The organism is Psychromonas hadalis ATCC BAA-638, assembly GCF_000420245.1.
Taxonomy (GTDB): Bacteria; Pseudomonadota; Gammaproteobacteria; order Enterobacterales; family Psychromonadaceae; genus Psychromonas; species Psychromonas hadalis.
Window position 1 is genome coordinate 1 of the sequence record NZ_ATUO01000049.1, and the last position, 24,245, is coordinate 24,245.

Sequence of the window (24,245 nt, forward strand, 5' to 3'; positions counted from 1 at the left end):
AAAAATAAAAGTTATTTTATTTACTAACAACGAAGTAGCTACCTTCAGTTCGATCTCGCAGAGCGCCACCACTTTTTAACAAAAAAACAAAAAAAAGATTGTTTTATTGACTAACTGATGTTGCACAATTGAGGTTTTCTCTAGGTGCAAAGCCTCAATTGTTGCTTTTTGTGCTTTGATATAAAGTTTCATTTTTAAAGCGAATGTCGTTAGCCTTTTTTTTATACTCAAACCCCTTTTAGGCCTCGATGAGATCGGCATTAAAAAAGGCTGTCGAGATTTTAAGATTTATTCCTGGTCAGAAAGTGTCCATAAAAACTCAGTGCCCACCTCTCCCCAACATACCAAGCTAAAAGCCAGTTCCTGTTGGTAAATATGTTTTAAAGATCGTTTCAAGTTCTCCATTTTCTTTAAGCGTCTTTAAACCTTTGTTGATAGTATCAACTAATTGATTTGCTCTTGGTGAGCCTTTAGATATCCAAGCATAGAATTTTGTTTTCGATATCTCGTCCAACAGACTATATTTTATATCTGCTGTCAAAGTAAATTGTCCAATTAAACCTCCCCATATAATAGGCTCAATTGAACTAAGGAATATATCACAGCGACCAGCGCTAAGCTTTTTAAGAAGGGCTTCTGATGATTTAGTTCCAGTATCTATGTTTACAGTCAGACCCTTTTTTTGATACTGCTCATAACTGTACCCAGCAACACCACAAACTTTAAAATTATTCAAATCAGTTACCTTTTTTATATCAGGCCCTGATGGGTATTTTTTAGTACTATAAAATAATCCTTGGTTCATTTGGTAAAATGGGTTTGTTCTAATATATTGACTCATCCTTTTTTTATTGGAGGAGCCATCAATAAATATTTCAAAGTTACCTTTCTCTGTGTAATTCTTAACTTCCTGAAGACACCGTTTCCAAGGAATCATCTTCATCTTCATACTCATTCCTGCTTGTTTAAAAATCAACTCAATAGCATCATAAGTAGCTCCTGTTAACATCGATTTATCTATTTTTCCATTATTTCGTGGATAAAAAGTATAAGGAGGCCATTCCGCACTATCACTACAGATCGATACGACACTAGAAATAGCTGGAAATACCATACAAACTAATAAAACAACAAAAGTTCCGACGCGAATTTTTCTCACAATTAATTCCTTTTTTAGTAAAAGTGTTCACACTAATATTAGTACATCTGTCATTCTACACCAATGAAACTGACGCTCACTGCCATAGAAATAATTCTAATTCCCCCCCCCCTTTTCTCACCACAACACAAATATTTATTCGCATTCGTTGAACTTGTTTAATAAACTATCATCTAATCAGATAATTTATTTTTAAAAAGGTTTTCTATGAACATATATCTCATACGCCCCATTACCATTTTTCTCCCACTATTATTGCTTGCTCTCTCTGGTTGCAATGATTCAACCGTCGTTAAAATCGCCCCTCCTGCACCACATGTTGTTATTGAAACAATCAGTAAAACCAGTCTTCGCCCGCAAATAGATTTTATTGGCCGTACAGAAGCGACCGAAGATGTTTCTATTCGCGCACAAGTAGGTGGTGTTTTATTAAAACGTCATTTTACAGGAGGTGATGATATACAAAAAGGCGATCTATTATTTGAAATTGATGCGACACCTTATCAAACAACGGTTAATCAGCAAAAGGCATCGCTAAAGCATGCGCAATCAGCATTTAAAATTTCGACTAACCGCTGGCAACGTGGTAAAAAACTGAGTAAAACAGGTGCAATGTCAGAAATGGATATTGATGAACTAACGGCAAGCATGAATCAAACGGAGGCAGATGTTGCGATTAAGCAAGCTGCGCTTAATACAGCTTTATTAGATCTTTCTTACACTAAAATTATAGCGCCTATTTCAGGCCGTATTAGCCGTTCCAAAGTAAGTACGGGGGATCTAATCACGGCAAATAATTTAGAATTAGCAACCTTAGTACAGCTCGACCCTATTTGGGTTAACTTTCAAATTTCAGAAAAATCCTTAACAAAATCACGTAATGCCTTTAGTAATGGCTCAAATATTGCTACTGATTCGCTTACGGTTACCATTAGCCTAACGGACAGCATTGATTATAAACATATTGGCAAAATCGACTTTATTGATAACCGTATTGACCAAAGCACGGGCACGTTAGCGATTAGAGCAATATTTATTAATCCTGACAAGCTGCTGTTACCCGGTCAATATACTAATTTGTCCATCTCTTTACCTGATGAAACAGAGGTACTTCTTATCTCACAAGCATCTGTGCAAGAAGAGCAGCAAGGACGATTTGTACTCGTTGTAAATGAAGAAAATAAAATTGAAAAACGCATGGTAACACTAGGTGGTCGTTACGATGTTCGCTGGGAAGTCTTAAAGGGATTAGAGATTGGTGAAAAAATAGTGGTTGAGGGATTACAAAAAGTCCGTGTGGGGCTTGTTGTAGAAACAACAGAGCGCACCGAAAAACCTTTTACTACAACAGATAAAAAGTAGGTTAATACTATGATCAGTAAATTTTTTATTCATCGCCCCAAGTTTGCTTTTGTTATCTCAATCATATTAACACTGGCTGGTTTGATCTCAATTCCCCTTCTGTCTGTGGCTGAGTTTCCTGAAATAGCCCCTCCGCAAGTCAGTGTGACCACCAGCTACCGAGGCGCTAATGCTGAAACCGTCAAATCTACTGTTGCACAGGCGATAGAGTCTTCGGTAAATGGTGTAGAAGATATGTTATATATGTCTTCAAGTAGCGCGAATGATGGCAGTTACTCGCTGAGCATCACTTTTGAAGTCGGTACCGATGCCGATATGGCGCAGGTTAATGTACAAAATCGTGTCACTAAAGTGATGGCGAAATTACCACCAGAGGTACAACAATCGGGTGTTTCGGTAACGAAAAAATCACCTAATATGCTGTTGGTGGCAAACTTAAATTCACCGAATGAAACCTTTGACTCTCTGTTTTTAAATAATTACGCCAATATTAATATTAAAGACTCACTTGCACGTCAACCGGGTGTTTCAGAAGTGTTCATTATCAGTGCTATGGATTATGCCATGCGCATCTGGCTTGATCCAAATAAAATGGCCAACTTAAAGGTCACCACAGAAGATGTTATTGCGGCAATTCGCGAGCAAAATATTCAAGTAGCAGCGGGTCGCATAGGAGCATCCCCAACGTCAAAAGATCAGAGTTTTCAATATACTTTACAAACAAAGGGGCGTTTTCAAACAACCGAAGAGTTTTCTGAAATTATGATTCGTGCAAATCCAGATGGTTCTAAAGTTTATTTAAATGCGGTTGCACGCTTGGAGCTTGGAGCCGCTAGCTACGATGCAGATGGAAAATTTAATCAACAACCCTCTTCAATTATTGCCGTTTTTCAATCACCCGGTGCCAATGCACTAGAGGTTGCAGAAGCGATAAAAGAAGATCTGAAAAGACTATCTAGAAGCTATCCAGCTGATATGGAAAGTGTTGTTGCCTACGATACAACTGAATCGGTCAGTGCTTCAATTGCAGAGGTGGTAAAAACACTGCTTATTGCAGTTGCCTTGGTTATTTTTATTGTTTACCTGTTTTTACAAGATGTACGCTCTACACTTATCCCAGCCATTGCTATTCCTGTTTCTCTGATCGGTACATTTGCGTTTATGCTTGCCATTGGCATGAGCATCAATACTATTTCACTGTTTGCCTTGGTACTCGCCATTGGCATTGTGGTCGATGATGCCATTGTGGTGATTGAAAACGTGACTCGCTTAATGGAAGATGAAGGCTTATCACCCATTGAAGCCACAGAAAAAGCGATGAAAGAGGTAACAGGGCCTATTATTGCGACGACCTTAGTATTATTAGCGGTATTTGCACCCACGGCTGTCATGCCGGGTATCACAGGTCAAATGTATGCGCAATTTTCCATCACTATCTGTATCTCTGTACTTATCTCCTCTGTTACCGCATTAACATTAAGCCCTGCATTGGCAGCAACCGTATTACGTAAACCGAAAAAACATACCAAAGGTTTCCATTTTCAATTTAATAAATATTTTAATAAATTAACCATGCGTTATACCGCACTGGTGAGTTTTTTAGTACGCCGTTTATTGATTGTGGGCATTGGTTTTGCGCTGATGATGGGAGCGTTGCTAGTCTTAGCGATTAATACGCCATCGGGCTTTATTCCCATTGAAGATAAAAAATCATTCCTAGTAGATATTCAACTACCTGATGGTGCATCACTCAACCGTACGGAAAAAGTAATTGATGAGTTAGTCACCATGGCACGAGAAGAGCCAGGAGTTGCAGATGTTATTCATGTAAGTGGCTACAGTGTTATGACCGGCTCTGTTGCTTCAAATGGGGGGTTATTGATCATCACATTAGATAATTGGAGTGAACGCACCGATAAAAGCCTACATCAAACGCAGATAATTACACGTTTACAAGCGAAATTTAATACCCTACCAGCAGCTAAAGTGATGGCCTTTGCTCTGCCCTCTATTCCGGGTTTAGGCTCAACCAGTGGCCTCTCTTTTGTATTGCAAGATACGCAAGGTAGAAGCCCTGAGCAATTATCACAAGTGATGGGCTCATTTATTCTCAACCTTAACAGTTTGCCTGAAGTGGCATTTTCGTTCAGCAACTTTCGATCTAACGTGCCACAGATGTATGTGGATATTAACCGTAAAAAAGCCAAAGATTTAGGCATTCCATTGTCAGTTATTTTTAATACCCTGCAAACTCAGCTTGGTGGTTATTATGTCAATGACTTCAACCGCTTTGGTAAAGTGTTTAATGTCATGGTACAAGCTGATCATGAATTTAGAGATAGCGAAAAAGATATTAATAGCTACTATGTTCGCACTAAAAATAATGAGATGGTACCACTGAGTACCTTAGTTGAGATAACCCCTATCCTAGGCCCTGAATCAGTTAAGCAATATAACTTATTTAGCTCAACTGATATTAATATTTTCCCTGCGGCAGGTTACAGCACGGGTGAGGCAATTGCAGCCGTCGAGAGAGCCACAAATACACTGCCTTCTGGCTACAGTTATGAGTGGACAGGACAAACATACCAAGAGTTAAAAGCGGGTAATTTAGCACCATTTATTTTTGCACTGGCCTTTTTCTTTACTTACCTATTTTTAGTCGCACAGTATGAGAGTTGGACCATTCCTCTTGCGGTGATGTTGTCCGTCCCGTTAGCCATGTTAGGTGCATTTATCTACCTCAACATTATGGGCGTTGAATTGAATCTCTATGCACAAATTGGTTTAGTTCTGTTAATTGGCCTTGCCAGTAAAAGTGCCATTTTAATCGTGGAGTTTGCCAAAGAATTACGTGAAAGAGGGAGGCCTACTTTAGAAGCCGCCGTCGAGGCGGGTCGATTGCGTTTTCGTGCGGTACTGATGACAGGGCTTTCCTTTGTATTAGGTGTTATTCCACTGGTACTGGCAACAGGCGCAGGTGCAGAGAGCCGTAAATCATTGGGTTATGCCGTGTTAGGTGGCATGGTCGCTTCAGTAATACTCGCCACCGTTCTAGTGCCTGTCTTCTATGCGATGATGCAGAAAATGCGTGAAGCAGCTAAAGCGCCTAACGATAAACCTGTTTTATTAGATGATGATAATTAACCAAAAACACTAAACAACATTTAAAAAGCCCAGCAGATTACTTTGCTTGGGCTTTTTTATTGATTTTTTTAAAGTAACCACGCTACGCAGAGAACATTAAAAAGGTTTTTTACCTTCCTTTTCTTTCGTGTCTTCGTGGTTAATCTGTTTTTTCTTGAGCTTTTTTATTCAAATATAGCCATTAAAAATACACTGCATGATTTTACAAGCTAATCGAAGTCCGTTACTTTTTCCAATTCATAAAATGATTCAGTAATGGTATCCAACTTCTCATCTAATAAGCGTCTCGCGTCGTTAAGCCCTTGATTATAATAAACACCACCGACCTTTTCGCTGAAGAAGTCGAGTAAAAACTCAGCATCAAAATCGCCAATCTCTTGGTCTAACTCTTTATCAAAGTAACGCTGTATCTCACTGATAATCTTGAGTTTTTGATCTGTAGAAAATGCTATCTTTGCCATTAGTTAAGCTCCATAATATTAATTTGTTGACTTGCAGGTTGTAAGTCGCGATATAAATTAATAACCAATGTTTCTGCTAACGCAAGATAAGGTGCAACTAAGGTGGCTTGCTCCCCTTTACTGACGGTTGGTTTTCCCTGATCACTGTCTTGGCAGTAATCAATATGCAGTGGTAACTTACCAAGAAAAGGCAATGTAAACTGTTGCGCTAATTTTTCACCGCCTCCCGTGCCAAATATCGCTTCTTCATGACCACACTTTGAACAAGTAAAGAGGCTCATATTTTCAATGATGCCTGATATATGGACACCCACTTTGTTAAACATAGTGACCCCTTTTTTTGCATCAATTAATGCCACATCTTGTGGCGTGGTGACAATAACGGCACTACTCACGGGGACATTTTGAGACATAGTCAGTTGAATATCGCCAGTCCCCGGCGGCATATCAACAATCAAATAATCAAGCTCTGGCCAATCTGTTTCATTTAATACTTGTTGCAATGCTTTGCTGGCCATCGGTCCGCGCCAGATCATCGCGTCTTCCTCTTTGACTAAAAAACCGATGCTATTACAAACAATCCCATGTGCTTCAATGGGTAACATCAACTTACCATCGGCACTGCTTGGTTGTGCATCTTTTACACCTAATAAAGTAGGCATTGAGGGGCCATAAATATCAGCATCTAATATGCCAACTTTTGCACCATTTTTTGATAATGCTAAGGCTAAATTAACACTCACAGTGGATTTACCGACCCCACCTTTTCCTGAGGCCACCACAATAATGTTTTTAATTTTATCGCGCGATGTTTTTTGACTTTCGCTTTGCATCGCTAAAACATTATGTTTTACCTGCCAAACCGGTGCTTTCCCAAGCAATGCTTGCATTTTTAATGCGCTCTCACTTTGTAATTTTTCCAGCCAACGAGGTGCATAAAAAGGCAGATTAAGGGTAATGACCGCATTTTTTTCATTAATACTCAGTTGCTTGTTTTTTACTAATTTTTTGATCACCGCAGTTTTATCAAACGTGGTTAATAAGGTAATAACCTTTTCAGAAAGACTCTTTTTGGTAAATAACATAATAATCCTTAAGTGATAGAGAGAAGATATTCATTTTAACAAATACAAACATCATTTCATCCTTAATTTAACAGTGGGATTTAAGGGCTGAATTGGGTAGAATTACGCCCTAAAAATATATCACTGCGACATGTTACTGCTAAATAGGAATAACTAATAAAATGGCTACTAAAAATCGTAAAATCCTTGTTACCTGCGCCCTGCCCTACGCCAATGGTCCCATCCATTTAGGGCACATGCTAGAGCATATTCAGGCAGATATTTGGGTACGTTTTCAACGTTTACGTGGTAATACAGTCCATTTTGTTTGTGCTGATGATGCACACGGTACAGCCATCATGCTTAAAGCACAGGAATTAGCAATTACACCTGAGCAACTGATTGCTGATGTGCAGGCTTCCCATGAAAAAGACTTTGCAGGTTTTGATATCAGTTTTGATAACTACCATTCAACACATTCGCCAGAGAACAAAGTACTCTCTTCACAACTCTATTTAACGTTACGTGATAACGGCTATATTACTAAAAAAGTCGTTTCTCGCTTATACGATCCTGAAAAAGAGATGTTTTTAGCCGATCGTTTTGTAAAAGGCACTTGCCCTAAATGTAAAGCAGAAGACCAATACGGTGATAACTGTGATGCTTGTGGCGCAACCTACAGCCCGATTGAGATGATCAATCCTAAATCAGTGGTTTCTGATGCAACCCCAATCATGAAAGACACTGAAAATCTCTTCTTCGATGCACCTCAATTTCAAGAGATGTTAGTAAAATGGACTAAGTCTGGCGCGTTGCAGAGCGAAGTCGCTAATAAGTTAAGCGAATGGTTTGAAAGTGGTTTGAAAGCATGGGATATCACCCGTGACGCCCCTTACTTTGGTTTTGAAATCCCTGACGCACCGGGTAAATTCTTCTATGTGTGGATGGATGCCCCGATTGGTTACATGGGCAGTTTCAAAAACCTATGTGATAAAACAGATAATCTAAATTTTGATGATTACTGGAAAAAAGACAGCACGGCAGAGCTTCATCACTTCATTGGTAAAGACATTATTAACTTTCACGGCCTGTTTTGGCCTGCGATGCTTGAAGGTGCTGGTTTCCGTAAACCAACAGGCGTACACGTACATGGGTATGTGAATGTGAACGGTGAAAAGATGTCTAAATCAAAAGGCACCTTTATTAAAGCAAGCACTTACTTAGAAAACTTAGACCCTGAATGTTTACGTTATTATTATGCAGCAAAACTGACATCACGTGTGACTGATTTAGACCTTAATCTTGAAGATTTCACCCAGCGAGTCAACAGTGATGTGGTCAATAAACTGGTCAATCTTGCATCACGCACTGCAGGTTTCATTGCCAAGAAATATGAAGGTCAGTTATCAGATAACGTTGCTGAGCCTGAGTTATATCAGCAATTTATTGATGCAGGTGAGTCAATCGCAGTGTTATTTGAAAAACGTGAATTTGCACGTGCTATTCGTGAAATCATGGCATTGGCGGATATTGCGAATAAATATATTGATGACAAAGCGCCGTGGTCACTGGCTAAAGTAGAAGGTAAAGCATTAGAAGTACAAGAGATCTGCTCAATGGGTATTAACTTGTTTCGCGTATTAATGACTTACCTAAAACCTGTTATGCCAAAACTAACGGCGCGCAGTGAAGAGTTTTTGGCAGAAACGCTTGATTGGCAAGTGATTCAAACGCCACTTGCGGGGCATAAAATCAATAAATTTAAAGCGCTTTTCCAACGTATTGATGTGAAAAAAGTAGCAGCGATGGTTGAAGCATCCAAAGACAGTATCGAAGCGGATAAAGCAGCTAAAGAAGCAACGGCGGTTGCTGAACTTGAAGCATCAAAATCAGAGCTTGATAAAGAGCCTCTTCAACCTGAAATCGACTTTGATACCTTTTCAAAAATAGATTTGCGTGTGGTATTAATTGCAAAAGCGGAGCATGTGCCAAAGGCCAATAAATTACTTAAATTAACACTCGATTTAGGCGGTGAAACACGCACCGTCTTTGCTGGCATAAAAGCAGCTTACAACCCTGAAGATCTACAAGGAAAATTAACGGTCATGGTGGCTAACTTAAAACCTCGTCAAATGAAGTTTGGTTTATCAGAAGGCATGGTATTAGCAGCCGGCCCTGGTGGTAAAGAGATCCACATCTTAAATCCTGATGATGGTGCTAAGCCAGGTCAACGTATTATGTAAGGTCAACACTTAAAATCACGAACTATTAACCACGAAGCAAAAGAAGTTAAAGTCAATATTATTTCTTCGTGTCCTCTGTGTAACGCAGTGGTTTAGTGGTAATGTTCTGTAAAAAGGTGTTTGTTGATTTATTAACAAGCACCTTTTAATTTTCAGGGCTACACTTTTTTATTATTGAATAAATATTAAGGAGTTATTATGCGCTGTATGTTTTGTAAAAAAGAAGTACTCAATCAAGATAAATCATTAGGTAGACCAATCTCACTGCCAAGACGGGGTATCGCGCACTCTAACTGTGCAGAGGAGGACTTGATTGAAAAACGTATTTTTGGATCAATTCATATCACTGAAATTTCCCTTGATGATCTTTATGAATTGCGTGAGCTAGTCAAAACAGAAATTGATGATCGTGTAAAGCATAATAATGAACAGGCAGAGCAACAAGAATAAACATTACCTTTCTGATAGAATAATCGCTTATTAGCTATAAGGGCTTATTCCAATGAAAAAATATTTTTTAGCAACCACTGGTTTATTCAGCGCACTACTCGCAATCGCCTATTTACACTTTTTATTTGGTAGCTGGTACTCAGGCGCAGATGCCTCAAGTAATTATATTTTTTCTTATGGTTATGTTGCTCTACTGCTTGGTTGTGTTCTGGCGATGTCATGGGGCAATATTAGCTCATTTGAGGACTACCAAAGAAGCATTAGTGGCGATAGACGTTTCGGTTTAAAACTCGGTGGCATATTTGGCGCAACCTCTGTTTTATTGATGCTCACCGCAACGGTTATTTAATCAATACCTTCGCCAAAATGGAAAGCAACCCATTTTGGCACCCCCCTGTAAGTCTTTGATTTATATTGGTGTAAAAGTTTATTTTAAGCTTAAATAAAAATTGGCGAGGGTATTGTTCATCACTTAACGTTAAAATATTAAAAAGCCCGAATTAATCGGGCTTTTTGCTTTAAATCGAGAAGCGTTAGTAAGACTAATAACTGATCTCTTTTCCCTGCGTAAAATTAAGATCACATACTTAAAATCTACTCTTGATACATATTCTCATACACAAAGTTAGTCGCTTCGATATAACCTGGGACGCTACCACAGTCAAAACGTTTCCCTTTGAATTTGTATGCCAGTACACAACCTGTTTTAGCTTGTTGTAGTAGTGCATCGGTAATTTGAATCTCACCCCCTTTACCCGGTGGTGTATCCTTTAAAATATCAAAGATATCAGGGGTTAAGATATAACGGCCAATAATAGCCATGTTACTTGGCGCAGTACCTGGCTCTGGTTTTTCTACCATGTCATCAACACGATAGATATCGTCTTTGATCATCTCCCCTTTAATAATACCGTATTTATGGGTTTCTTCATCAGGCACCTCTTCAACAGCAACAATTGAGCAACGGAATTGTTTATAAAGTGCAACCATCTGCTTTAAAACACCATCTTCCTCGCCATCTTTAACACACATATCATCCGCTAATATCACCGCAAATGGTTCATCACCAATCAGCTCTTTACCCGTTAAAATGGCATGACCTAAGCCTTTCATTTCACGTTGGCGAATAAAGGTAAAACGTGCATTGTCCATGATGCTACGAATATCTTTTAGTTTTTCTTCTTTTGCAGTGCCACTGATCTGATGCTCAAGTTCATAGTTAATATCAAAGTGATCCATTAATGAATGTTTACCACGACCCGTTACAATACACATACCTGTCATACCTGCTTCTAGTGCTTCATCAACACCAAACTCAATGAGCGGTTTGTTAACGATTGGCATCATCTCTTTGGGCATAGACTTTGTTGCGGGTAAGAAACGTGTGCCGTAACCTGCGGCTGGAAATAAACATTTTTTAATCATGGAGTCCCTACTTTTAAAAATTTCAATTTGTTAATGCACGCTAAAATATCACTTTTTTATGTTTTATGCACTTTATTCAGGCTTTTTATTCGACGATACGAATGCCATCATTTTCAATGCTAATTAACTTTTTACGATACAGTTGACCAATCGATTTTTTAAAGTTCGCTTTACTCATTTTGAGAATTTTAGCGATCTGCTCTGGGCGACTTTTATCATGTAATGGCAAAAAACCTTGATTCTGTTTCAAACTTTGTACAATACGTTCCGCTAGCGCATCCACTTTGGCATAACCCACTTTGGTTAAGCCAACATCAAGTTTGCCATCTTCACGTACCTGTTTGATATAACCTTTGCAATGTTTACCAATACCCATTTCACCAAACACTTCACTTTCAAACAATACCCCCCAATGTTTATCATTGATGATCGCTTTAAAACCAAGATCTGTTTTATCGGCAATCAAGATATCAACCTTGTCACCAACCGAGTAATTTGCAGGCTCATTATCTAAAAATCGATCCAGTTTCGATGAAGCCACTAAGCGCTCACTGATATCATCTTGATAAACATAAACCACATAACCGTAACCCTCTTTCATCGGGATTTTTTGTTGGTTATAAGGAACAAGCAAGTCTTTCGGTAACCCCCAATCAAGGAAAGCACCCGCACGGTTAACATCGACCACTTTCAGTGAAGTAAATTTATTCACTTCAGCTTTAGCACGCTGTGTTGTCGCAATAAGACGATCTTCTGAATCGAAGTATAAAAATACATTGACGGTATCCCCAACCTGCATCTCATCAGTGGTATAACGGCGAGGTAATAAAATTTCCCCCTCTTCATAACCGCCATCAAGGTAAAGACCAAAATCAACTTGCTTGACGATTTTAAGTTCGTTATAAGTACCAATTTTTATCATATTATTTCTCATCTTCTTTTTTATCTTTTTGTTTTAAAAAGTCACTGACATCTTCATTTTGTACACGTTGGTAGATATCTTCAACTTGGATCGTTAAGTTGATTGAATCCAAAGTGATCTCATCACCTAAAAAGTAGTGCGTACAATGCCAATCTTTGTTTCTTCGATAAACAGTAATATCAGCGATATCCTGTTCAATAATAAGGTATTCCTGCAAGGTAGGAATATTAATATACTCCAGCACCTTTTCACGTTCATCCGTTTTACGGGTTGAGCGTGACAATACTTCCACTATGATAGTCGGGGTTTTGGTGACATAACCATTGTCAATAAAGTGTTCATCACAAACCACCAGCACATCAGGATAACGATAACTGCCCGATGCAGTTCTTACTTTCATATCGGCACTAAAGACTTCACAAGCCGAGCCTTCGATATGATTGCCTAATTTTCGAGATATATTAGAAGAAATACGCCCATGGTTAGGACTTGCTCCCGCCATGGCAATTAACTCACCCTGTACATATTCATGTTTAATATCGCTAGTTAGCTCTAATGCTAAATATTGTTGAGCGGTTAACAAATCATCTCTTTTAAATGGAGGCATGCGCGACTCCAGTCTCTTTAGGGCGATCAATCACCGCCAATGTTAAACGTGATGTGCAGATCAACTGCTGTTTTTCATTGTGTATCTCTATCTGCCAAACGTGTACCGTACGACCTAATCGAATTGCAGTCGCGGTACCTGTGACCACGCCACTTTTCATACTGCGCAGGTGGTTAGCATTAACCTCTAACCCCACACAGACTTTATCGCTTGATACCGCTAAATTACCCGCGACACTGCCCAGTGTTTCAGCCAGTACCACCGAGGCTCCACCATGTAACAAGCCATGAGGCTGATGCGTACGGCTATCAACGGGCATGGTTGCTTGTAAAAAATCATCACCAATTTGGGTATATTCAATGCCTAATAACGCGATGATCGTATTTTCACTGATCAAATTAAGACGCGCTAGTGAGCTCTCTTTTTTCCAAATTGACATAGACTTTCCCCTTATTTTAGCCTAAAGCTTCACCACGAAGTCGCTTCGCTACACAGAGCACACGAAGAAAAGAACGAAGACGTTGATATTATCTTCCAGCTTTCCAGCCTTATTGCTTTTTCGCTTTCATCGTGTTTTCGTGGTAAATCGCTTTTTAACTTTTATGGTTCTATAAAATAGTTAGCAACGCTTGCACAGGGTGTTGTAATACTTTCCCCTCAATGCGTTTTACTTGGCTACGACAAGAGTAACCAGTCGCTAAACATTCACTGCGATCGCGCTTGGCGATCTCCGCTTCCCAGCTTAAACTATAAATTGCTTTAGACTGTTCAACTTTACCTGCGTCATGACCAAACGTGCCCGCCATGCCACAACAACCGACAGCAACATCATTAAAATTAGCACCATAATGGTTAAATATTTTAGCCCAATCGTTTGATGACGTTGGCTCTGCGGTTTTTTCGGTGCAGTGCCCAAACAGGTGGAACTGTTTATCCGTTAACGCTTTCGCATTGCCTTTTAAGCGTGGCAGTAACCACTCTTGAAACAGTAACACAGTAAACTGACCACGTTTATCGCCTAGCGCATGTTTATATTCATCGCGATAACAAAGCACCATGGCAGGGTCGGTTCCTACCATGGGGATATTAAGCTCACTCATCTGATTTAAAAAGTCAGCAGAGCCTTGCGTGGTTTTGGCAAACTTATCAAGAAAACCTTTAATATGTTGTGGTTTACCATTCGGTTTAAAAGGCAGTAAAACAGGTTTATAACCCAGTTTTTTAATGGTTAACATTAAATCACGCACCACATCTGCATCATAAAAAGTGGTAAAAGGGTCTTGCACAATCAATACATAACCTTCGCGTTCCATCGGATTTAATGCTTGCAGTTGTGCCAAATCAAACGTGGTGATGGCTTTCTTGATAGGGGCGGATTTAAGTGCAGATTTTAATGTCGGGGATGAAAGCAGTGGAATATCCACCATACCTACAAATTTTTCAGTCAAAATAGCGGTTATTTTCATCTTCATAAAGAAGTTGAAAAAACGTGGCATTTTTCCCATCAAGGGTGCGTATTGTTCAACATAGGCGACAAAATAGTCTTTTAACGGGCGCAGATAACGACCATGATAGAGGAACATAAAACGCGCTCTAAACGTTGGGACATCCACTTGAATCGGACATTGGCTAGTACAGGCTTTACACGCTAAACAGCCCTGCATCGCTTCCATCACTTCATGTGAAAAGTCATACTCACCTTTGCTTTTAGAAAGTGTATTTTTAAACTTAGTAAAGATACTGGCATTTTTACCCGCAAACAGATCATCTTCTAATTGCAATACATCAATATCGTTATTAGCAAGCTGACGTAGCCATTCACGCATCAAGCCTGCACGGCCCTTTGGAGAGTGCACACGATCGCTAGTCACTTTCACCGAGGGACACATTGGTGAGGTAGTATCGTAGTTAAAGCATAAACCGTTACCGTTACAATCCAATGCTTCACTGTAACTTTCACGCACATTAACGGGAATCTGCCTATCAAACGTCCCCCGCTTTACCGCATCAACACTGACTAATTGCTCTGTTGAATCCAGCGGCGTACATATTTTCCCCGGATTTACACGATTTTGTGGATCAAATGCCGTTTTTATTTTACGCAGTTCTGTAAATAACTCATCACCAAAAAATTCAGGGCCATACTCACTGCGGAACCCTTTACCATGCTCTCCCCACATCAGCCCTTTATATTTTGAGGTTAATGCAACCACTTGATCAGATATCTCACGCATCAAACTTTCTTGTGCAGGGTCGCACAAGTCCAATGCAGGACGCACATGTAAAACGCCTGCATCTACATGACCAAACATGCCGTAATGCAGACCTTTATCATCAAGCAGTTGGCGGAATTCAACAATATAATCGGCTAAACTTTCAGGTGGAACACAAGTATCTTCAGCAAATGCGATCGGTTTAGCACGGCTACTGGTTTTACCTAATAGCCCTACCGCTTTTTTACGCATAGCATAAATTTTGTTGATATCGCTGAGTTGATCACAAATTTGGTAACCAATAACGCCACCTTGTTCATTGGCGATTAACTTATCTAATTCAGTGGTCAAGTAAGCCACTTTTTCAGCTTGGATCGTTGCATCTTCTTCAACAAACTCAACGATGTTAATACCGTTCATCACTTTATTTGGCACATCTGTTATCAACGAACTCACACTGTGCCAAACGATATCTTGCTTGGCTAAATTAAGCACGGTGGAATCAACCGTTTCTACAGAGAGTGCATTGGCCTTGACTAAGAAAGGCGCGTTTTGCAGTGCCGATTGAAAGTTGTCATATTTGACATTAAACAGGGTGCGGTAAGTGGGAATTTTTTGAATATGTAGTTTAGCTTCAGTAATAAACGCCAACGAACCTTCTGCGCCACAAAGAATACGCGACAAGTCAACGCTACCTGTTTGGGCATCGTAAACATGCTTAAGGTCGTAACCCGTTAAAAAGCGGTTTAGCTTAGGAAAACCATCTTCAATCTGTTGCTGTTTCGACGCACAGGTTTCAATAACTTGGCGATAGATAGCACCAATCGCATCGGCGCGCTCACTCTGCGTCACGAGCTCTGCACCATTAATCGGCGTACTGTCTAACACTTCACCATTAATTAATACCGATTTAAGGGCTAAAACATGATCACTGGTTTTACCATAAACAAGCGAGCCTTGACCCGACGCATCGTTACTTATCATGCCACCAATGGTTGCACGGTTACTGGTCGAAAGTTCGGGTGAGAAAAACAGTCCATAAGGTTTTAGGTAATCGTTTAATTGATCTTTAATCACCCCCGTTTGTACACGTACCCAGCCTTCGTTTTCATTAAGCTCTAAAATTTGATTCATGAACTTAGACAGATCTAACACAATGCCATCAGTTAACGCTTGGCCATTGGTGCCCGTACCACCACCACGAGGAGAAAAACGAAGTTCGGTAAATTCTGTTAGTTGTGCAAGCTTACAAATTTCGACAATATCTTGGGTCGATTTAGGAAATATAATCGCTTGTGGCAAACATTGATAAACACTGTTATCGGTGGCAGCCGCTAATCGGCTTGCATAGCTTTTAGCGATTTCACCGCGGTAGTTAGTATTGAGTAACGCTTTTAAGAAGGCAAAATAGTCTTGTTTAATATTTTCATTGTGGCTTAATATTGGAATCATTTTTCGTGCACTCTAATCCATGATTTTGCAAATAGGGGGATAAAAAAGTACCTATGATAGCACATAAAAGAGGGTGATAGCGGGGAAAAGAACAGCGTGAAATGATCATTTAATGGCGCTTCCCGCGTCATTTTAGTACTTTAAAGCACGTTTAACAAACGCTTGTGTACGTTTATGTTGCGGGTTTTCAAATATCTGCTGTGGCGTTCCTTGCTCAACAATATAGCCCCCCTCCATAAAGATAACTCGGTCAGCGACTTCGCGCGCAAACTGCATTTCATGAGTGACCACAATCATGGTTTGTTGCTGCTTGGCAAGTGTTTTCATCACCGCTAATACTTCATCCACCCATTCTGGATCAAGTGCAGAGGTCGGCTCATCAAACAAAATAACTTCTCCTTTGGCGACCATTGCACGTGCAATACCGACACGTTGTTGCTGTCCCCCAGAGAGTTGTGATGGGTATTGATCAAGTTTGTCCCTTAATCCCACTTGAATAAGCTTATCTTTAGCAAGCTGTAACGCCTGTGGCTTGGGCATCTTCCACACTGTAATGAGGCCCTCTGCTACATTTTGTAAGGCGGTTTTGTTAGCAAACAGAGAGTAGTTTTGAAAAACAAAGCTACTTTGTTTACGTAACTTATTAATCTGAGTGCGTGTTGCTGATCTACTATCAACTTTGATCCCCCCTATTTCAATGCAACCAGAGGTAGGCGTTTCTAAATAGTTTAAGCAGCGTAATAACGTTGACTTCCCGGTGCCGGAAGGGCCAATAATCACCACTATTTCACCGAGACTAACTTCGAAGTCAATCCCCTTTAATACTGCATTTTCAGCAAATTTTTTGGTTAAATTTGTTACTTTAATCATCGTTTAATAAGCTCTATTCAAATAACGCTCAAGCAGATATTGAATACGTGTAAAGAACACCACCACCGCCCAGTAAATAAATGCAACCGCTAAAAAGCTTTCAAAAAATTTAAAGCTTGAAGCAGCTTCCATTTGCGAAACGGCCATAATCTCAGTGACCCCAAGTGTAAAAGCCAGCGAGGTACTTTTAATCATATCAATGAAGTAGTTCATCAAAGAGGGGGTTGCTACTCTTGATGCTTGTGGCAAAATGATTCTTCGCATTGCTTGAGAACGTGTCATGCCAATACTTAAGCATGCCTCCATTTGGCTTTTATCAACACCCATAATAGCGGCACGAATACTCTCTGCCATGTAAGCTGAAAAGTGCAACGACAATCCAATCACGGCAGCGGTAAATGCATCTAACCCTTCAAAAATAGGGAAAAAGCGAGGTAAACCGTAATAAAGTAAAAACAGTTGTACTAATAAAGGAGTACCGCGGAAAAACGAGATAAAAAGTGCGCATAGTTGTGCTAATACGGTTATCTTAAAAACACGAATAATGGCAATGGTAACTGAAAAAATAAGGGCTAATACAAAGCCCCATATTGCCATTCCCATGGTGACACTCAGATACTTCAATAGATAAGGGAACAATTCAAATATGTATTGAATATCTAACGATGTTTGCATGCTAATGGCTCATCCGTTGTTTACAAAAAGTAGGTTATTGGGTGATATCTGCACCAAACCATTTCTCTGATATTTTAACTAAAACGCCATCTTTACGCATACTCAGTAAAATCTGATTAACCTGATCGCGCAATTTGACTTGCTTTGGGATATTTAGAAACGGCATCGCATTTTCTATTTTTTCAAATGGCTGACCGGCAAGTTGCAACGGTAAACCTGACTTTTTAATCATCTGTACAGAAGAAACACGATCCATGACAAAGGCATCGGTGCGTCCTAATACTACATCTTGCTCAAATCCAGAATCGTAAGTGATAATTGTCAGCTCATTTTCCGGATATATTGCACGTAATATATCTTCAAAATTACTGCCTAAATTAACCGCCACTTTTTTACCTTTCAAGTCATGAATTGACTGTATATCGTCACGGCCTTTTTTAACGACTATCTGTGCACCATCCACAACATAGGGTAGCGTAAAAGCAAACTTTTCAATACGCGCAGGGGTAATAGTAATTTGATTAGCAATAGTATCAATATGACCCGCTTCTAACATGCCAAATAAGCCCGAGAAGTTTGCGGTAACAAACTCAACATTATAATCGCCACGCTTGCCAATTTCCTTCCAAACATCCACTTCAAAACCTTGTAATACACCACGTTGTGAAAAGGTAAAGGGGAAATAACGTCCAGACATACCGACTTTGACCGTCTCTTTTGCAAAAGCAGGTACTGTCATCAGGGTTGAAAATGCAAGACAGGTGGCTATAAATAATTTAAATGTTTTTTTCATGATAATTCCTGTTGTTAAATTGACGCTACAGAGAGCAATATCGACGCAGAGTATATAGGATCTATTTACCTGTCGCGCCCTATTGAAAATAATTTATTTGTTATTTAGCTTTATTTTATTTTAGTTAAAAATAAAGCAAAGAAAGATTCATTCACTGCTCAATCCTTTTTTTGTTCTTATGACCCATGTTGCTAGGTAACGCTTTAATATCTTCAATCATAATATACAAACAAGGAATAAGCAGCAGTGTCACCACAGTGGCAAACAGCACACCAAACGCGAGGGAGACAGCCATCGGAATCACCATCTGCGCTTGCATACTGGTTTCCATCATAATCGGCATTAAGCCAATAAAGGTGGTCAGTGAGGTGAGTAATATAGCCCGAAAACGGCGTTGCCCAGCTTGCACCACGGCATCCTGTATTTTCACACCATTGCGCCGTGCGATATTAATATAGTCCACCATCACTAAGGAGTCATTTATCACCACCCCAGCGGCTGCAATAATACCAAACAGAGAGAGCATGCTTAGATCTAAGCCAAATAATAGATGCCCTACCACCGAGCCAATAATACCAAACGGAATAATCGCCATGATCATCAAAGGTTGTGCGTAGGATTTCAGAGGAATCGCTAACAAGCTGTAGATAATCAACATCGCTAACACAAAATTACGTAGCTGTGTATTCGCGCTGTCTAGCTCCTCTTGAATTTTTCCTGATAATTTCATCTGTACTTGTGGATAATCTTTTAGTAACTCAGGCAAATAATTATCACGGATATCTTTGGCCAGTTTAAACGGCTCTACTTTGTCTGCATCAACAGATGCCCACACCGTAATAGTACGCTGCCCATTTTCACGACGTATTTTATTTAATCCCTCGGTGACCATGATATTAGCGACTTCAGAAAGTGGCACCTCAACCCCATCGGGTAAACGAATGAGGGTATCAGCCACTAAGCTAATCGCGTTACGTTGTGACTCTGGATAACGCAACATCACTTTGATCTCTTCACCATTACGCAGAAGACGTTGTACCTCTAAACCATAAAAGCTATACCCCACTTGCATCGCCACTTCACGCAGTGTTAAACCAAGGCTATAAGCCAATGGTTTTAACTCAAACTGTACCTCTCGAGTACTTGACTCGTAACTGTTCGCCACATCAGAAACGCCCTGAAAGCCATTCAGTTTATCCACCAGCTTATTCGCAACGGTTAATAACTGTTGTGCATCTTTACCCTGTAAACGAAAGCTAATATCACCATCGTCACGACCACTTCCAAACAGGTTATCTTGCACTTTTAGCGCTTTCATGCCCGCTATTTTAGGGAATTCTGCACGCCAGAGCGCAGCTAACGCAAAGGTATCAATCGGGCGCAGTTCAGGATCAACCAGTTTCACCATCACCTCTGCATTTGATCGCCCTTGTAGTTGTACTTGTGTATCAGAAATCATCGCTTGGCCATATTGAGAAAACAGTTTTTTTTCAACCTGTTGAATTGACTTTTCAACCAGTAAAACGGCATCTAATGTGGCCTTTTCTGATGCATTTAAGTTCATTTCAAGGGTCACTCGTGGAAAGTCTTGTGCTATTTTAGGCTGTCCAACATAACGTATCAATCCGCTTTGGTATAAACCCGCGCACAAAACTAACAATGCAATAAACAGAGCGATCACCGTATACCGATAACGTAGCGCTTTTTTCAGTGTCGGTAGATAAAGCTGATGGATACAAAACTGTAACCCTATATTCACCTTTCCTTGTAGGAAATTAACCACATTACGTAACCAATCCAGTGGGTTTTTAGAGCCTTTTTTCACTTTTTTAGGCGCTTTCATGGACGCTAAATGCGCAGGCAAAATCAATTTTGATTCTATCAAGGAAAAAATTAAACAGAGGATCACCACAAAACCAATCGCTTTACCAAATGCAGAGCTTGGCCCGTCATCAAGGGTGATCGGTAAAAAAGCGGCAATGGTGGTTAACACCCCAAACGTTGCGGGCATGGCCACACGTTTAACACCACGAATGACGTTATTTATATGCAGTTCTCTGCTGGCATCGCCATCATTTTCATCATCATTGTTTGCACACTCTTCATGGGCGCTTTCGCCCATCACAATGGCATCGTCAACAACGATCCCCAAGACCAAAATAAAGGCAAACAAGCTGATCACATTAATGGTGACATCAATCATGGCACTTGGCATCACTAATAACGTACCCAGAAAACAGATAGGCAACCCCATCATTACCCAAAATGCTAAGCGCACACGTAAAAAAAGTGCCAACAAGATAAACACTAATAACGCACCACTTTTCATACTATCGAGCATTAAATCTAATCGACCTTGCAGGTAATAGGTCATATCAACCCAAATCTCTAAATTAATACCATCGGGCAGTGTTAATTGCTTTTGCTTGACGTAGCGATCAACAATAACGGCAACATCTGTAATGCTTTGATTATTAGCAGCACCAATGAAAAATGAGACTGAATTTTTACCATTAAACTTAGAATATTGAATGCCCTGTTCAAAGCTGTCGTGAATATCAGCAATATCACCCAATAATATTTTGCTACCGTCTGCCAGCGTTAACAAAGGCAAAACTTCAAATTCACTGCCAATATACGCTTGACTTTGTACACGTAAATTAATGAAGCCATTTTCAGCGCGGATCTGCCCTGCAGACATATTCTGAGAAAAACCACGAATGGCATTCGCAACATCGTTAAAACTCAAAGCAAATTTGCGTAGCTTATCTTTGCTCACTTCAACGGAGATCTCATAGTTTAATCCACCATAAAATTCACTGATATTGATGCCGGGTAGCATCTTAATTTCGTCATGAATATCGTTACCCAGATCTTTTAGCTGCCTTGGTGTCAGGTCACCAAACAGGCTAATGTACATCACCTCTTGGCGTAGTTTAATGCGCTCAACTTTTACATTTTCCATGCCATCGGGAAAACTTGAAATAGAATCAATCTCGTTTTTTATCTCCTCTAACACTAAATTAGGATCATAATCATCTTCAACGCGAATATGTCCCTGCATAAAGTTCTGGTTAGAGTTAGTAATGACACGCCTTAACCCTTGAACACTCTCAAGTGCCTGCTCTATTTTGATGGTGATCCCCTCTTCCACCTCTTTCGGGGCGGCGCCAGAGTAAACAGCACTCAGCTTTATCCAGTTAATATCCACCTGTGGAAAAAATTGTTTACGGATTGTATTCGCCGTTAATAAACCACCCACGATAATAATTAACATCAGTAAATTAGCAGCAACAGGATTACGTGCAAACCAAGCAATGATGCCTTTGTTAACATCTAAGCTAACATCTAAGCTTGGATCTTCTTTTCTCTCCGACATACTATTCTTCCACCACGCGACTTGATTCAACCATTACAGCAGATTTTTTTTGTTGCTTAATGAGTAAGGGCATCCCTTCAATGGGATAATCCAGTGCAGATGTGATCACTTTCATGCCATCCGTTAATCCTGCACTAATATAAGCGTTCCCCGACACAATACGCGCGACAGTAACGGCTTGAAAATGTAATTTCCCTTGTTCATTAACGATGGCAACCTTACTGTCGGTAATTAAATGCCGAGCAATAACCGTCATGTCAGCCCTTTTTTTACCACTGATTAATGCGCTTACATAGGTGCCAAAGCGTAATGTTTTACTGTTTTTATTTTTCAAACGATAGGGGTCTTTTATCTGTACAACCAAATAGTTCATGTGGCTACGGGCATCAATGACCCCTTCATCTCGTACTACAATACCTGACCACTGTTGCTCTTTTCCAGCCAGCGTTGCCGTTAATACCACCTTGGCTTTATGACCATTATTAATCAGGTATTGCAGTTCATTGTCTGCCACGGGTAGGCGCACTTCGGCAATCGCAGTACTGAATATTTTACCCAGTGGCGTGCCAGTACTCATGTAAGAGCCAAGTGAGACTAATCGACTGTGAATTAATGCATCGTATGGCGCACGAATGATAGTGCGCTCTAAATTTCGATTCGCACGTTTAAGCCCTGCATGACTTGATAATAGACGCGCTTTTTCCTGCGCAACTTGAGGCTCTCGTAAGCTCAGTGCGGTCGGTTTTGACCCTTTAATTTTCCGCCACTGCTCTTTTGCCACATCAGCATGTGCTTTTTCAAGTACCAAGGCGGCTTTTGCCGATGCCACACTTGCTCGTGCATCAATCAAAGCAGCATCATAATCACTGGCATCTATTTTTGCTAATATCTGCCCTTTTTTAATAAAACCACCACGTACAAACCGTTTGGAAAGGTAGGTGATTTCACCATGTACCTGTGCCACTAAATCAGTTTCAAATTGACTTTTTAGTACGCCATAAGAGCCCACGGAAAACTCAACGGGTAATAACTTAACCACTTGTACCGTGACCAAAGGGGTATTATCAGAGAGCTTCTTTTCTTGTGGTGGCTCCTTTAACTGCAATGATCCCCAATAACCCGCAACACTGATCACTAAAATAATACAGGGTAATAAAAACTGTTTTTTGTTCATCTAAATAGCCTAACGATAATGACAAAGAAAATAGGAATTAAGCAGTGTAACAAAATGGTCATAGAATAAATATATTTGAAGTGATAGTAATTATCATTTAAGCTATAGTGATCAAATAGGAGAGGTTGATATGAGAATAATAAAAGATAAGGCGCAACAAGCAGAATTAGTTCAACTTGAAATAAGTGTAGAAAAACTCACACTGTTATTTGAAAGTGGTTTGATATGTGCAGCAGAGATACGTTGCTTAACGGCACAGTCAAAACAGCATATTTCTAAAATGTGCCTCAGTGCTTGCGCTAAAAAAATAAGTTGTAATATTTCACTGTTTGATGAATTTACAACGCCACAGCGCATCTTTTTAAAAAAGTCAGTCTAGATTAGTGACAGAAACGATTTAAGCACAACAGTAAAACAGAAGTGGGTAAGCGTTGGTTAATCTCTTCGATGCCAACGTTTTAAAAAATCTCGCTGATAAACGCACAAACGTAACTCAGTGGTGCCAGTGCGAACAACTTAGAATTATTGAAGTAATCAACACCTCGTTTTACAACCCACTCGACGTTATCCTGTGCAATCATAAAATGGTATTTAAAAATAGTTTTTTTAAGGAAGATAAGTAACTTTTTAACATCAAATTTATTTATATGAATATTCATCATATCCCCCTAAAAGTTATACGGATTAATTTTCATAGTAAATAAAAGAGGGGATTGTAACTGAGTGGAAACATGGCGACTAATTATTGAAAAATTAAATGGTCATGTTATTCAATGTATACCCATGATACTTCAAGATGCAAAGTCAGCAAGGCAAATTGTGCCGATATACTAGGCATAAAATTGAAGC

Annotated in this window: 20 protein-coding genes; 6 read left to right on the top strand and 14 right to left on the bottom strand. The window is 39.8% G+C overall.

Annotated features, from left to right (window positions below; genetic code table 11):
* Nucleotides 1–349 precede the first annotated feature (349 nt).
* Nucleotides 350–1,159, bottom strand: coding sequence for a substrate-binding periplasmic protein (locus G322_RS0107965; RefSeq protein WP_022941272.1), 810 nt, complete (start codon nt 1,157–1,159; stop codon nt 350–352).
* Nucleotides 1,160–1,366: 207 nt separating this feature from the next.
* Here G322_RS0107965 and G322_RS0107970 point away from each other — a divergent pair, with 207 nt between their 5' ends.
* Nucleotides 1,367–2,521 carry an efflux RND transporter periplasmic adaptor subunit gene (locus G322_RS0107970; RefSeq protein ID WP_022941273.1) on the top strand — a complete coding sequence of 385 codons (1,155 nt, stop codon included), beginning with the start codon at nt 1,367–1,369 and terminating at the stop codon, nt 2,519–2,521.
* A 9-nt stretch (nt 2,522–2,530) separates the two neighbouring features.
* Entirely contained in the window at nt 2,531–5,668 is a 3,138-nt protein-coding gene (locus G322_RS0107975) for an efflux RND transporter permease subunit (RefSeq protein ID WP_022941274.1), read from the top strand.
* Nucleotides 5,669–5,877: 209 nt separating this feature from the next.
* Here the strand turns inward: G322_RS0107975 and G322_RS0107980 are convergent, their stop codons facing one another.
* Entirely contained in the window at nt 5,878–6,129 is a 252-nt protein-coding gene (locus G322_RS0107980) for a DUF2164 domain-containing protein (RefSeq protein ID WP_022941275.1), read from the bottom strand.
* The gene (apbC, locus tag G322_RS0107985; protein WP_022941276.1) at nt 6,129–7,214 is read right to left on the bottom strand and encodes an iron-sulfur cluster carrier protein ApbC; all 1,086 of its coding nucleotides are present in this window, start codon (nt 7,212–7,214) and stop codon (nt 6,129–6,131) included. Before apbC ends, G322_RS0107980 begins: the two co-directional genes overlap by 1 nt.
* 161 nt (nt 7,215–7,375) lie before the next feature.
* Here apbC and metG point away from each other — a divergent pair, with 161 nt between their 5' ends.
* The 3 genes from metG to G322_RS0108000 all read left to right on the top strand — a co-directional run bounded on the left by metG (nt 7,376) and on the right by G322_RS0108000 (nt 10,235).
* Nucleotides 7,376–9,436, top strand: a complete 2,061-nt coding sequence (gene metG / locus G322_RS0107990) for a methionine--tRNA ligase (RefSeq protein ID WP_022941277.1) — start codon at nt 7,376–7,378, stop codon at nt 9,434–9,436.
* Between the two features lie 198 nt (nt 9,437–9,634).
* On the top strand, nt 9,635–9,886 hold the full coding sequence (locus G322_RS0107995; protein WP_022941278.1) for a hypothetical protein: 252 nt from the start codon (nt 9,635–9,637) through the stop codon (nt 9,884–9,886).
* Between the two features lie 52 nt (nt 9,887–9,938).
* Nucleotides 9,939–10,235 (top strand): hypothetical protein, encoded by a 297-nt coding sequence (locus G322_RS0108000; RefSeq protein ID WP_022941279.1) that lies wholly within the window; start codon nt 9,939–9,941, stop codon nt 10,233–10,235.
* 245 nt (nt 10,236–10,480) lie between these two features.
* On the opposite strand, the gene galU is transcribed toward G322_RS0108000, so the two are convergent.
* The 10 genes from galU to G322_RS0108050 form a co-directional block, all read right to left on the bottom strand.
* A complete protein-coding gene (galU, locus tag G322_RS20210; RefSeq protein WP_022941280.1) occupies nt 10,481–11,311 on the bottom strand; it encodes a UTP--glucose-1-phosphate uridylyltransferase GalU in 831 nt (276 codons plus the stop codon).
* A gap of 85 nt (nt 11,312–11,396) precedes the next feature.
* The gene (locus tag G322_RS0108010) at nt 11,397–12,233 is read right to left on the bottom strand and encodes a CvfB family protein (protein ID WP_028866510.1); all 837 of its coding nucleotides are present in this window, start codon (nt 12,231–12,233) and stop codon (nt 11,397–11,399) included.
* A 1-nt stretch (nt 12,234) separates the two neighbouring features.
* Nucleotides 12,235–12,840, bottom strand: a complete 606-nt coding sequence (locus tag G322_RS0108015) for a Uma2 family endonuclease (protein ID WP_022941282.1) — start codon at nt 12,838–12,840, stop codon at nt 12,235–12,237.
* Complete coding sequence (locus G322_RS0108020) at nt 12,827–13,279, bottom strand: hotdog fold thioesterase (RefSeq protein WP_022941283.1); 453 nt, start codon at nt 13,277–13,279, stop codon at nt 12,827–12,829. The genes G322_RS0108015 and G322_RS0108020 overlap by 14 nt, the downstream gene beginning before the upstream one ends.
* 169 nt (nt 13,280–13,448) lie before the next feature.
* On the bottom strand, nt 13,449–16,505 hold the full coding sequence (ydiJ, locus tag G322_RS0108025; RefSeq protein ID WP_022941284.1) for a D-2-hydroxyglutarate dehydrogenase YdiJ: 3,057 nt from the start codon (nt 16,503–16,505) through the stop codon (nt 13,449–13,451).
* A 132-nt stretch (nt 16,506–16,637) separates the two neighbouring features.
* Nucleotides 16,638–17,375, bottom strand: a complete 738-nt coding sequence (locus tag G322_RS0108030) for an amino acid ABC transporter ATP-binding protein (protein WP_022941285.1) — start codon at nt 17,373–17,375, stop codon at nt 16,638–16,640.
* Between the two features lie 3 nt (nt 17,376–17,378).
* Nucleotides 17,379–18,050, bottom strand: coding sequence for an amino acid ABC transporter permease (locus G322_RS0108035; protein ID WP_022941286.1), 672 nt, complete (start codon nt 18,048–18,050; stop codon nt 17,379–17,381).
* A gap of 34 nt (nt 18,051–18,084) precedes the next feature.
* Nucleotides 18,085–18,843 (bottom strand): amino acid ABC transporter substrate-binding protein, encoded by a 759-nt coding sequence (locus G322_RS0108040; RefSeq protein ID WP_022941287.1) that lies wholly within the window; start codon nt 18,841–18,843, stop codon nt 18,085–18,087.
* A gap of 151 nt (nt 18,844–18,994) precedes the next feature.
* A complete protein-coding gene (locus G322_RS20215) occupies nt 18,995–22,222 on the bottom strand; it encodes an efflux RND transporter permease subunit (RefSeq protein ID WP_022941288.1) in 3,228 nt (1,075 codons plus the stop codon).
* A 1-nt stretch (nt 22,223) separates the two neighbouring features.
* On the bottom strand, nt 22,224–23,396 hold the full coding sequence (locus G322_RS0108050; RefSeq protein ID WP_022941289.1) for an efflux RND transporter periplasmic adaptor subunit: 1,173 nt from the start codon (nt 23,394–23,396) through the stop codon (nt 22,224–22,226).
* 130 nt (nt 23,397–23,526) lie between these two features.
* On the opposite strand from G322_RS0108050, the gene G322_RS20220 reads away from it, so the two are divergent.
* Entirely contained in the window at nt 23,527–23,775 is a 249-nt protein-coding gene (locus tag G322_RS20220; protein ID WP_022941290.1) for a hypothetical protein, read from the top strand.
* 79 nt (nt 23,776–23,854) lie between these two features.
* Here G322_RS20220 and G322_RS0108060 read toward each other — a convergent pair whose 3' ends face one another.
* Nucleotides 23,855–24,055: a hypothetical protein gene (locus tag G322_RS0108060; protein ID WP_022941291.1), complete on the bottom strand. Its 201-nt coding sequence runs from the start codon at nt 24,053–24,055 to the stop codon at nt 23,855–23,857.
* Nucleotides 24,056–24,245: the final 190 nt, after the last annotated feature.